Below are 10,619 nucleotides of genomic sequence, written 5' to 3'. Positions count from 1 at the left end.
TTCCAGTGGCATCGGACCCTATCGAGTAGGGCCGAATGCCTCCACGGCAAGCAAAAGGCCAACCCGCTAGCCGCCGTCCGCGTGGACCCTCCACTGTGGATCCAGCAGCCCGCGCTCGGCGGCGGCCTCGACGGCGTCGCGCCGCCTGCGCACCCCGAGCTTCGCGTAGATGGCCCGCACGTGTGTCTTCACGGTGTTGGGCGAGACGGTGAGGTCCTCGGCGATCTCCTCGAACGAGCGCAGGGTCGGCAGCAGCCGCAGCACGCCCCGCTCGCGTTCGGTGAGCAGCGCCGACGCCGGGACGGGGCTCAGCAGCGCGGCCCGGGTGGCGAGCACTCGTGCGGCGAACCGTTCCGCCGCACCGAGTCTGCCCAGCTGCGCGGTGAGCAGCTCTATCACCGCGGGATCCGCCGACACGAGCGGGAACGGCACGGCCATCGACTCGGCGAGCGTCAGCGCCCCGGCCAATGCCCTGCGCGCGCGGCCCCGGTCGCCCTCGTGGAGTCCGAGAGAGGTCTCCACCAAGCGTGCCTCGACGGCCGACCACGGGACGGCCGGTGCCACCTCGCCGTCGAGCAGCGGCCGCAAGGCCTGGCGCGCGGCGTCGCACCGGCCGAGCGCGAGCTGCGCACGGGCCCGTAGCAGCGCCAGCTCCCCGTGCCCGGAGAGCGCGTCCTCACACCACAGCAGCACGTCCCTCGCGGCCTCGGTCCAGCCGAGCTGCAGCGCGGCCCGCTGCTCCAGCACCGCGCACAGGGCGACCTGCGCGGCGGGCAGCCCCTCGTCCGCCGACGCCACGCGGGCCTCCCCCATCCGGCGAAGCCCTTCCGCACGCTCGCCCAGCTCGAACGCACCGGCACCCGCCAGTGTCTGCGTGAGCACGCACAGGCCCGGCTCCCCGCTCGCGGCGCGGGCCGGCACGAGTCGTTCCGCGCGGCCCGCGTGATACAGGCACTCGCGCGGTTCGGCCCGCAGCAGCGCGTCGTAGGCCCTGAGCACGCACGCGGTCACGCCGGGCACGGTGTCCTCCCAGCCGTGGGCCACGTTGCGCTCGTCCGCGTCCTCGGCGAGCCTGCCCAGCGCGCGGTGGTCGCCCTTCGCGGCGGCGACCGACGCGAGCACGGTCAGGCACTGCGTCACGACGTAGAGCTGGCCGTTGGCCCTCGCCGCGCCGAGCGCGGCCCGCACCTGCGCCTCCGCCGTCTTCGCCTGCCCGGCGACGAGCAGCGCGGTGCCCCGGTGCAGCAGCGCGAGGGCGTCGAGCCCCGGACCACGCGGACGGGCGAGCTGCTCGCTCGCGCGCAGGATGCCGCCAGGGTCGCCCCGCAGCTGCGCCTGCCGCGACCGGACGAGCCCACGCAGCGGCTCCAGCCCCCGCGATCCGTCGACGTAGTCGAGATAGCGCTGCGCCGAGCCGAGGTCGCCGTGTTCCAGCCACAGCAGTGCCGTGACGAGTGCCAGCAGGTCGCTGCGTTCGATCCGCTCGTCCCCGAGCACCGCCAGCGCCCGGCGCAGCGGCTCGTGCTCGCCGGTCAGCACCAGCTCGACCGCGTGGTGTCCCAGCAGCGTGGTCAGGCGTCCGGCGCTGTACGCCCTGGTGGCGTGCACGAGCGCGGGCACCGGTTTGCCGTTCTCCGCGAACCAGTCCGACGCCGCACCGTGCAGGCGTCTCGCCTCGTCCGGGGTACGCCTGCGCAGGTCGGCCAGCAGGTGCGCGCGCAGGAGCGGGTGCAGGCGGTACCAGCGCCTGCCCGGCCCGGCCCTGACGGCGAGCGAGTAGCGCCGCTCGAACAGGTCGAGCCGCAGCCCGGCCTCGGTTCCGCCCGACAGCGCGTTCGCCAGCCCGGCAGAGACCTCCTCGCAGACGCTGATCGTGCGCGCGAAGTCGCGTAGCGACCCCGGCAACCGGGACAGCACCTCGGTCACGAGATACTCGGCCATCGCCCGGTCGTTCTCGGCGAAACCGGCGAGGAACCGGTCGGGATCCTCGGCGTCCCGCAGCGACATCACGGCCAACCGCAACCCGGCGGGCCAGCCCTCGGTCTGCTCGGCGAGGCGCCGCCGCTGCCCGCTGTCGAGGTGCACGTCCTCGGCCGCCAGCAACGCCCCCGTCTCCTCGGGCGAGAACCGCAGGTCGTGTGCCCTCACCTCGGTGAGCTGGTCCTGCAGGCGCAGCCTGGCCAGCGGCAACGGCGGGTCGTACCGGCTCGACAGCACCAGCCGCAGCCCGGACGGCTGCTGCCGCAGCAGGGTCGCGAGCTCGCGCAGCGGTCGCGGGTCGGTGAGCTCCTGCACGTCGTCGAGGACGAGCCACACGGGCACGGGCAGCTCGTCGAGCGCGTTGCCCACGTCGGCGAGGAAACCGGGGGCGGCGCCGGACCGCTCGGGCACGACCGCTGAGCGGAGCACGCTGTGCCCCGGCACGGCGGGACACCGGCCGAACGCCTCCAGCACGGCGGTCCAGAACCGCCGGTCGTCGTTGTCGTCGACGTCGAGCGAGACCCAGGCCGTGGCGGCGGAACCGGTCCGGCGCGCCCAGTCGGCGAGCAGGCACGTCTTGCCGAAGCCCGCCGGTGCGCACACGAGCGTCGCCGCCGTGTCACGGGCGTGGTCGAGCAGCGCGAGCAACCGGGGCCGGGACACGAGGCCGGGAGGAGGGCCGGGCACGCTGACCTTCACCCGCGGCACCCGCCGCCGGCCCTCGCCGTCCCGCGCCTGCGGCATCCGCACCTCCAGGGAACGCCTGTCACCACGGTAAGCCAGGAACCGGCCGGGACATCTCACCCGAGAAGGGCGAAGCGCCGGAGGGCTCCCGCGTTCGACCGTGCCGTGCAGGGCACCCGAGACCTGGAGTGGATCATGACCGAGCACGTGCACCCGGGCACCGGCACCGCGACGGAGCCCCGGCCTGCCGAGCGGCCCCGCGAGACCCCCGGCGGGACCGGGACCGCGGTGCGAACGGTGTGGACGAACTGGATCGGTTTCGCAGCCGTGCTGATGATCGTGACCGGCGCGTTCAACGTCATCGCCGGGCTGGTCGCCCTGCTCAACGAGGACTACTACGCGGTCGGCCCTCAGGGCCTGCTGGTCTTCGACCTGACCGCATGGGGCTGGATCCACCTCGCCGTCGGCGCGCTGGTGCTGCTGACCGGGCTCGCGCTGTTCACCGGCAAGGCGTGGGCCGGGGTCGTCGCCGTCGTGCTGCTCGGGCTCAACGCGGTGGCGCAGCTCGCGTTCCTGCCCGTCGCGCCGCTGTGGGGCGTGCTCGTCATCGCCCTCGACGTGGTGATCATCTGGGCGATCGTCGCCCACGGCCACGAGGCGCGCGACCTCCGTTGGTGGTGAACGGCGGGTCTGTTGTGGACCTGTGAGCGAGTGGCCGACAGCACTAGCTTGTGGGTATGACCACCGGCATGGAAGAACCGCGGCGATCGGTACCCCGTACCGACTTCGACTCCGCCTACGTGGACAAGTGGGCGCCGTGGATCATCGGCGAACCGCAGCCCGCGATCGTCGCGCTCGAACGCGAAGGCTGGATCACCGGCAGGGTGCTCGACCCCGGTTGCGGCGCCGGCGAGCACACCATCCACCTCACCCGGCTGGGTTATGACGTGCTCGGCGTGGACTTCTCGGAACCCGCGGTGGAGCAGGCGCGCGCGAACGCCGGGGCGAAGGGCGTGGCCGCGCGGTTCGCCGTCGCCGACGTGCTCGACCTCGGCACCGAGCGGCGCTACGACACCGTGGTGGACAGCGCGCTGTTCCACGTGTTCGGCGACGCTGACCGGGCCACCTACGTGCGCAGTTTGCACGCCGCCTGCAAGCAGGGCGCCCGCGTGCACGTGCTCGCCCTCTCCGACGCCGAGCCCGGCCTCGGCCCCCGCATCCCCGACTCGCTGATCCGCGACGCCTTCACCGACGGCTGGGTACTGGAGGACCTGCGACCCGACCGCTACCGCGTCGTCGTCGGCGCCGAGGACGCCGAGCGGCTGGGCCTGGCCGCGGGCGAGCCGGCGGACATGGCCGCGTGGCTCGCGAGGGTGCGCCGCGACGGTTGACTCCGGACCCGGCCGACCTATACTCCTGCGGATCGGTTCCAGGAACGCGTGCGCTCGAAAGTTGTTGCGGCCGCTGCATGTCTGCTGCATCCGCGAGCACGCTGTCGAGAACACGGAGATGCGGATGGCCGAGGTCGACGACGCCCGGTTGGAGTGGCGCACGAGCACGTACAGCGGTGGCGGCAACGACTGCGTCGAGGTCGCCTTCACCCCGTGCGGCACGGCGCTGAGAGACACGAAGAACCGGGCGGCGGGCATGCTGACGGTGCCGGCGCAGGACTGGACCGCCCTGCTCACGTCGGCCAGGTCGGGCGAGCTCGACCTCCCCTGAGGTCCCTTGTGGACCGGCGGTGACCTCCCGGCGGTCTTTGGTGAAAACGCCTTTCCGCCCGCTTTCACCGGTGCAGGAAAGGCCGAGTGACCGCCACCAGCCCCGAGGGGCTACGCCGTGCTGATGCCCGACCCGCGCTGTCGACCGGCTACGGCCTCGGCTTCGTCCGGCGCGGCTCGTGCCGGTGGGGGCCCGCCCCGCGCTGCTGGGCTGAGCCGCGTCACACCGGAAGCGACGTGAGCCGCGCGCTCTCCGCCCAGAGCCGCTCGCACCGGCCGGGGTCAGTCGTGTGCGGCGCGGTGGGAACCTCCTTGCGGCGCACGAAGAACCGGCCGCTCACGCCCTCGGCCTCGGCGGAGGTCGCGAGCCACACGGGGTGTCCGCGCCCGCCGCCGGTCTCGGGCTGAACGGGCCGAGCACGGCGCCGAAGACCTTCAGCGCACCGCGCGCGTCCCGGCCGAGCCCGGTGTCCCTGATGATCCCGGGGTGGGCGCCGTTCACGGTGATGCGCGAGCCCGCGAGCCTGCGGGCGAGCGCGTAGACGAACATCGTGTTCATGTTCTTGGTGCGGGCGTAGGCGATGAACGGGCGGAAGCTCGCCGGCCTGCCGAGCGCGGCGGGGTCGCGCGCATTGAGGTCGTCGAGGTCCACAGGCGTGCGGGCGAGCCCACGCGGCGAGGCGCCCACGACGACGAACCGCGCGGCCCGGTCGCCGATCGAGCGGACCAGTGAGCGCAGGAGCAGGTAGGGCGCGAGGTGGTTGGTGACGAGGCCGCGGTGCAGCCCCTCGGCGGTGACGTCGCCGGGCGGCGCGATCACCGCGGCGTTGCTCACCACGACGTCCGGCGCCGGTGCGTCGGCGAGGCGTTTCGCCAGCTCCCGGACCTCGGCGAGCAGGGAGAGGTCGGCGCGTTCGAGTAGCAGGTCGGCGCCGGGCGCGGCGGCCCGGATCCGGTCCCGCGCGTGGGCGAGGCGCCGCTCGCTGCGGCCCACGAGCACGACGGTGTGGCCCCGTTCCGCGAGCCCGCGCGCGATCATCTCCCCGATTCCGGAGCTCGCCCCGGTCACCACCGCCCGCGCCATCCGGCCACCTCCTAGTTGACAGCGTCAACCTAGCGAGCGAAGTTGACGCTGTCAACCGGGTTGCCCACTGCAGTGAAGGCCACCTTGCCTGCGTTGAACGCAGTGAAGGTGGCCTTCACTGCGGGCGGAGTTGGGGCTGGGGCGCGCCTAGCCCTGGGGTGAGCCGATGTTGACCATCCAGGGGACGCCGTACTTGTCGATGCACATGCCGAACTCGTCGCCCCACATCTGCTTCTCCAGCGGGACCGTGACGTTGCCGCCGTCGGCGAGCTTCTCCCAGTAGCCGCGCAGCTCGCCGGCGTCGTCGCCGCTGAGGCTCACGGTCATGTTGTTGCCGGGGTTGAACTCCATGCCAGGCGGGGTGTCGGCACCCATGAGGGTGAAGCCGCTCGGGGTCTCGAGCGAGCTGTGCATGATCTTGTCGGCCTCCGGCGCGCTGGAGTCTCCGTACTCGCCGAACGTGTTCAACGCCAGCTCGCCGCCGAACACGCCGCGGTAGAACTCCATCGCCTGCTTCGCGGTGCCGTCGAAGCTGAGGTACGGATTGAGCCGAGACGCCATGGGATCCTCCTTGATCCTGTGAAAGGGGCCATCGTCGCAATATCGGCGGCCCCCGGCTACGGCACTTAGTCCCTATCCGGGTCGTTCTCCGACGCTACCCCTGCCCCAACCGCTGGCGCTGCCTGCCGAGCCGCTCGATCTCCAGTTCCATCTCGTCACCTGCCCGCAGGTACGGAAACCGCCCCGACAGGGCGACACCCTCAGGGGTGCCGGTGTTCACCAGGTCACCGGGGTCGAGCGTGAGGTATCGCGACAGGTGCAGGATCAGCTCGCCCACCCCGAACACCATGTCCGCCGTCGACGAGTTCTGCCTCGGCTCACCGTTGACCCACGAACGCAGCCGCAGCGCCTGCGGATCGTCCACGTCTGCGGCGGGCACCAGCCACGGCCCCAGCGGGTTGAACGTCTCGCAGCACTTGCCCTTCGACCATTGCCCGCCCGAGTCCTCCAGCTGGAACGCCCGCTCGGACACGTCGTTGGACACCACGTACCCGGCGACGCACGCCAGCGCCTCCTCGACGGTGTCGAGATAGCGGGCCGGCCTGCCGAGCACCACGCCGAGCTCCACCTCCCAGTCGGTCTTCCCACTTCCCCTCGGCACGAGCACGTCGTCGTAGGGGCCGACCACCGTGTTGGGGTGCTTGAAGAAGATGATCGGCACCTCGGGCGGCGCGGAACCCGACTCGGCGGCGTGCGCGGCGTAGTTCTGCCCGATGCAGATCACCGCGCCCGGCCGGGCGATGGGCGAGCCGACGCGCAGCCCGGTCCCGTCGCCGGGATCGTCCACAACAGACAGTGCACCTTCGGCCAGCGCCGCCCGTGCCCGCGCGATGCCGTCCCCTGCCAGGAAGGCGCCGTCGATGTCGGCGGTGACGGGGCTCAGGTCGTACACCGTGCCGTCGTCGGCGGCGACACACGGGCGCTCCGCGCCGGCCGGGCCCAGCCTCAGCAGTCTCATCGTTCTCCTCAGTGTTCGTAGGGACGGGCCAGTGCGCACTCCGGGTTGAGCCGCACGCCGAAGCCGGGGGTGTCCGGCACGCGCAGCCGCCCGTTCACCGGCACCGGCTCGTCGAGCAGCAGCGGGCTGAACATCGGCACCACCTCGCTGGCCTGCGGATGCATCATCAGGAACTCGCTGAACGGGCTGTTGTGCCTGGTGATCGCGAAGTGGTACGAGTACACGCTCGATCCGTGCGGCACCACGAGCACACCCCTGCTGTCGGCGAGCGCGGAGATCTTCAGTAGCTCGGTGAGCCCGCCACACCAGTTGACGTCGGGCTGGATGAGGTCGCAGCAGCCCATTTCCAGCAGCAGCCGGAAGCCCCAGCGCGTGGCTTCGTGCTCGCCCGTGGTCACGAGCACGTCGGGCGGCAGGCGCTTGCGCAGCTCGGCATAGCCCCAGTAGTCGTCGGGCGGCAGTGCCTCCTCGATCCAGCGCAGCCCGTGCTCACGCAGGCCGAGCCCGAGCCGCGTGGCGTAGTCGAGGTCGAGCGACATCCAGCAGTCGGCCATGAGCCAGAAGTCGGGCCCGACCTCCTCGCGCATGGCGGCGAACCGCTCGACGGTCGCGGCGAGTCCCTCGGCACCCTCGGCCGGGCCGTGCCGCACCGGCATCTTGCCGCCGATGAAACCCATCTTGCGCGCCAGGTCGGGCCTGGAGCCCGTCGCGTAGAACACCTGCTCGTCGCGCACCGCGCCCCCGATCAGCGCGTACACGGGCTCCCGGCGCAGCTTGCCGAGCAGATCCCACAACGCCAGGTCGATGGCGCTGATCACGTTGAGCACCAGGCCCTTGCGGCCGTAGAAGAGGCTCGCCGAGTACAGCTGGTCCCAGATGCGCTCGATCGCGGTGACCGGTGCGCCCTCCACGAACCGCGCGAGGTGCCGCTCCACGATGTACGCGCCGGGCTCGCCCGCGGTGGTGACGGCGAAGCCGGTCGTGCCGTCGTCGGCCTCGACCTCCACCACGAGGGTGCCGAGCACGTTGATGCCGAACGACTGGCGGCTCTGCCGGTACTCCGGGTACTTCGACATGGGGGTCGCGATGTGGTCGTCGATCCAGTGGTCGTCGCGCTGGTCGTGGTAGTCGGCGCCCCCGCCGCGCACCGTGAACGCGCGGACGGAACGGATCGTGCGGGCCGTGGTCACTGCTGCTCCTCCTGATCGGGACGGACGAGGATCTTGCTGGCGGACGAGGTTCCCGACGCGAGGTCGGCGAACGCGCCGGGCGCGCCGCGCCAGCCGACCGATCCGTCCACAAGCGACTCCAGCGCGTCCGGTACGGTCGCGGCCCACCGCGCGGTGGACGCGAAGTCCTCGCGGTTGTAGCAGAACGCGCCGATCAGCTCGCGCTCCGCGGTGCTGATCGCATACGCGGGCAACGTCACCTCCGGTTGGTTCATCCCCACCAGCACCACGCGCGCGCCGCGGGCCGAGGCGGCGAAGGCGTCGGCGAGCGACGGGGTGGAACCCACGGCGTCGAGCACGAGCGTCGCCGGCCCGCCCAGTGCGTCGGCCGCCGCGCTCGCGAGGTCGCCGTCGCGCGGGTCGAGCACGGTCGCGCCGAGCCCGCGCACGAGCTTCGCCCTGGCGGGATTGGGTTCGCTCACCACCACGCCGCGGGCGCCGAGCCGCGTCGCGGCGAGGACGCACGCCTGCCCGATGGGCCCGCCGCCGAGCACGAGCACCCGGTCACGCTCGGTGCAGCGCCCCCGCCTGGCGGCGTGGTAGCCGACGGAGAGGGGCTCCACGAGCGCGCCGTGCTCGCTCGGCATGCCCTGCGGCAACGGCACGACGTTGCGTGCGGGCGCCACGAGCAGGTCGGCGAACGCGGAGACGATCCCCGGATCGACGCCGATGACCCTGCGCCGCGGGCACGCCTGCTCCTCGCCCTCGGCGCACGCCACGCAGTCGCCGCAGCCCAGCACGGGGTTGACGGTCACGGTCTCGCCGATCGCGAGACCCGCACCGGCGAGCGTCGCGCCGTCGCCCGCCTCGACCGTGCCCACCGTCTCGTGCCCCATGACCTGCCCGGGATGACGGCGGCCGTTCTCGCCGGTGTAGCCGTGGACGTCCGAGCCGCAGATGCCGGTCGCGAGCACGCGCAGCAGCACCTCCCCCTGCGAGGGAACCGGGTCGGGGCGCTCCTCCACCGCGATGGACCCGGGACCGTGGAACACCAGTGCTCTCATGCGTTCTCCCTGTTCGTGCGCGCCACCGGCGCACCCGCGGCGGGGGTGACCGGTCGCAGCCATTTCGTCGTCCAGATCAGCACGGCGCCGACGAGAGTGGTCGCCGCGAGGACGTAGAGCCCGGCGTGTGCCGAGTCGAACCCGGTGTCCGCCGCCTGCTTGATGTTCGGCGCGAGGAAGCCGCCGAGCGAGCCCAGCGCGTTGACCAGCCCGATGCCCGTGGCGGCCGCGGTGCCGACGAGGATGCCCGCGGGCAGGGTCCAGAACACCGGCTGCACCGCGATGAACCCGGCCGCGGCGAAACACAGCCCCACCATCGCGAGCGCGGGCGTACCCGCGACGACCGAGCCCGCGATGCCGAGGCCGGCCACGGCGAGTGTCACCGCGGCGATGCGGCGCCGGTCGCCGGTGCGGTCGGAGAGCCTGCCGATGCCGAACGACGCCGCGATCGCGCACAGCCACGGGATCGCGGTCACCACGCCCACGGTCACGCCGACCTCGGTGCCGAGCAGCTCCGCGACCTGGGTCGGGAGGTAGAACGACACGCCGTAGACGCTCATCTGGATCAGTAGGTAGATCAGCGCGAGGTACAGCACCCTCGGGCTGCGCAACGTCGCGAGCACGCCGGACGGCCCGTGTGCCCTGGACCCGCGTTCCTCGGCGGCGAGCTCGGTCTCCAGCGCGTCCCGCTGCTCGGCGGACAGCCAGCGCGCGTCACGCGGCCGGTCGTCGAGGTAGCGCAGCGCCCACACGCCGACGATCGACGCCGCGAGCCCCTCGACCAGGAACATCCACTGCCAGCCGATGATCCCGGCGAGGCCGTCGAGTTCGAGCAGAGCCCCGGAGACGGGTCCGCCGAAGATGAACGCGAGGGGCGCGCCGAAGTAGAACAGACCGTTGACCCGTGCCCGGTGCCGCTCGGGCACCCAGTAGGTCAGGTACAGGATCACGCCGGGGAAGAACCCGGCCTCGGCGACGCCGAGCAGGAACCGCAGCAGGTAGAAGACGGTCTCGGTGTGGGCGAAGGCCATCGCCGCGGAGATGAGCCCCCACGTGATCATGATCCGGGCGAGCCAGCGGCGGGCGCCGAAGCGGTGCAGCGCCAGGTTGCTCGGCACTTCCACGAGCGCGTAGCCGATGAAGAAGACCCCGGCGCCGAAGGCGTAGGCGGCGTCGGAGAGCCCGGTGTCGGCCTGGAAAGCCTCCTTCGCGAAACCGATGTTGACCCGGTCGAGGAACGACAGCACGTACATGAGCAGCAGGAACGGCACGAGCCGGCGGGTGACGCGCCGGACGGCCAGGTCCGCGAGGCCGGTGGATGGCACCACGATGTGCTCCCAACTTCACATACAAGAAGTAGCTTCAACGACGTGAAGTTTCAGTGGACAGGGCTCCCCG

The 10,619-nt window shown here is 72.3% G+C and carries 11 protein-coding genes; 3 read left to right on the top strand and 8 right to left on the bottom strand.

The annotated features are described in order from the left end of the window. Window positions 1-66 precede the first annotated feature (66 nt). Window positions 67-2,724, bottom strand: a complete 2,658-nt coding sequence (locus BA062_RS28020) for a winged helix-turn-helix domain-containing protein (protein ID WP_110341862.1) — start codon at window positions 2,722-2,724, stop codon at window positions 67-69. Window positions 2,725-2,859: 135 nt separating this feature from the next. Between BA062_RS28020 and BA062_RS28015 the strand changes: the two genes are divergently transcribed. The 3 genes from BA062_RS28015 to BA062_RS28005 all read left to right on the top strand — a co-directional run bounded on the left by BA062_RS28015 (window position 2,860) and on the right by BA062_RS28005 (window position 4,386). Further along, window positions 2,860-3,345, top strand: coding sequence for a DUF7144 family membrane protein (locus BA062_RS28015; protein ID WP_110341860.1), 486 nt, complete (start codon window positions 2,860-2,862; stop codon window positions 3,343-3,345). Between the two features lie 56 nt (window positions 3,346-3,401). Beyond that, window positions 3,402-4,055, top strand: a complete 654-nt coding sequence (locus BA062_RS28010; protein WP_245960043.1) for an SAM-dependent methyltransferase — start codon at window positions 3,402-3,404, stop codon at window positions 4,053-4,055. 124 nt (window positions 4,056-4,179) lie between these two features. Continuing rightward, window positions 4,180-4,386: a DUF397 domain-containing protein gene (locus BA062_RS28005; RefSeq protein WP_110342608.1), complete on the top strand. Its 207-nt coding sequence runs from the start codon at window positions 4,180-4,182 to the stop codon at window positions 4,384-4,386. A gap of 220 nt (window positions 4,387-4,606) precedes the next feature. Here the strand turns inward: BA062_RS28005 and BA062_RS40325 are convergent, their stop codons facing one another. The 7 genes from BA062_RS40325 to BA062_RS27975 all read right to left on the bottom strand — a co-directional run bounded on the left by BA062_RS40325 (window position 4,607) and on the right by BA062_RS27975 (window position 10,549). Next, complete coding sequence (locus BA062_RS40325; protein WP_210407021.1) at window positions 4,607-4,759, bottom strand: hypothetical protein; 153 nt, start codon at window positions 4,757-4,759, stop codon at window positions 4,607-4,609. Continuing rightward, a complete protein-coding gene (locus BA062_RS28000; RefSeq protein ID WP_210407020.1) occupies window positions 4,723-5,469 on the bottom strand; it encodes an SDR family NAD(P)-dependent oxidoreductase in 747 nt (248 codons plus the stop codon). Before BA062_RS28000 ends, BA062_RS40325 begins: the two co-directional genes overlap by 37 nt. A 147-nt stretch (window positions 5,470-5,616) precedes the next feature. Next, entirely contained in the window at window positions 5,617-6,030 is a 414-nt protein-coding gene (locus BA062_RS27995; protein WP_110341858.1) for a VOC family protein, read from the bottom strand. A gap of 94 nt (window positions 6,031-6,124) precedes the next feature. Then, window positions 6,125-6,988, bottom strand: coding sequence for a fumarylacetoacetate hydrolase family protein (locus tag BA062_RS27990; RefSeq protein WP_110341856.1), 864 nt, complete (start codon window positions 6,986-6,988; stop codon window positions 6,125-6,127). 8 nt (window positions 6,989-6,996) lie between these two features. Next, entirely contained in the window at window positions 6,997-8,178 is a 1,182-nt protein-coding gene (rhmD, locus tag BA062_RS27985) for an L-rhamnonate dehydratase (RefSeq protein WP_110341855.1), read from the bottom strand. Continuing rightward, complete coding sequence (locus BA062_RS27980) at window positions 8,175-9,221, bottom strand: zinc-dependent alcohol dehydrogenase (RefSeq protein ID WP_110341853.1); 1,047 nt, start codon at window positions 9,219-9,221, stop codon at window positions 8,175-8,177. Before BA062_RS27980 ends, rhmD begins: the two co-directional genes overlap by 4 nt. Continuing rightward, the gene (locus BA062_RS27975) at window positions 9,218-10,549 is read right to left on the bottom strand and encodes an MFS transporter (RefSeq protein ID WP_245960042.1); all 1,332 of its coding nucleotides are present in this window, start codon (window positions 10,547-10,549) and stop codon (window positions 9,218-9,220) included. Before BA062_RS27975 ends, BA062_RS27980 begins: the two co-directional genes overlap by 4 nt. Window positions 10,550-10,619: the final 70 nt, after the last annotated feature.

Origin of the sequence: Prauserella flavalba, from assembly GCF_003202235.1 — a bacterium.
Classification (GTDB): domain Bacteria; phylum Actinomycetota; class Actinomycetes; order Mycobacteriales; family Pseudonocardiaceae; genus Prauserella_A; species Prauserella_A flavalba.
The sequence above is the reverse complement of the archived record's forward strand: the minus strand, read 5'-3'. Positions and strand labels throughout refer to the sequence as shown.

Bases quoted from the DNA above. Each gene is read 5' to 3' on its own strand.
- BA062_RS28020 (WP_110341862.1), bottom strand. From the start codon at position 2,724: ATGCCGCAGGCGCGGGACGGCGAGGGCCGGCGGCGGGTGCCGCGGGTG.
- BA062_RS28015 (WP_110341860.1), top strand. From the start codon at position 2,860: ATGACCGAGCACGTGCACCCGGGCACCGGCACCGCGACGGAGCCCCGG.
- BA062_RS28010 (WP_245960043.1), top strand. From the start codon at position 3,402: ATGACCACCGGCATGGAAGAACCGCGGCGATCGGTACCCCGTACCGAC.
- BA062_RS28005 (WP_110342608.1), top strand. From the start codon at position 4,180: ATGGCCGAGGTCGACGACGCCCGGTTGGAGTGGCGCACGAGCACGTAC.
- BA062_RS28000 (WP_210407020.1), bottom strand. From the start codon at position 5,469: ATGGCGCGGGCGGTGGTGACCGGGGCGAGCTCCGGAATCGGGGAGATG.
- BA062_RS27995 (WP_110341858.1), bottom strand. From the start codon at position 6,030: ATGGCGTCTCGGCTCAATCCGTACCTCAGCTTCGACGGCACCGCGAAG.
- BA062_RS27990 (WP_110341856.1), bottom strand. From the start codon at position 6,988: ATGAGACTGCTGAGGCTGGGCCCGGCCGGCGCGGAGCGCCCGTGTGTC.
- BA062_RS27980 (WP_110341853.1), bottom strand. From the start codon at position 9,221: ATGAGAGCACTGGTGTTCCACGGTCCCGGGTCCATCGCGGTGGAGGAG.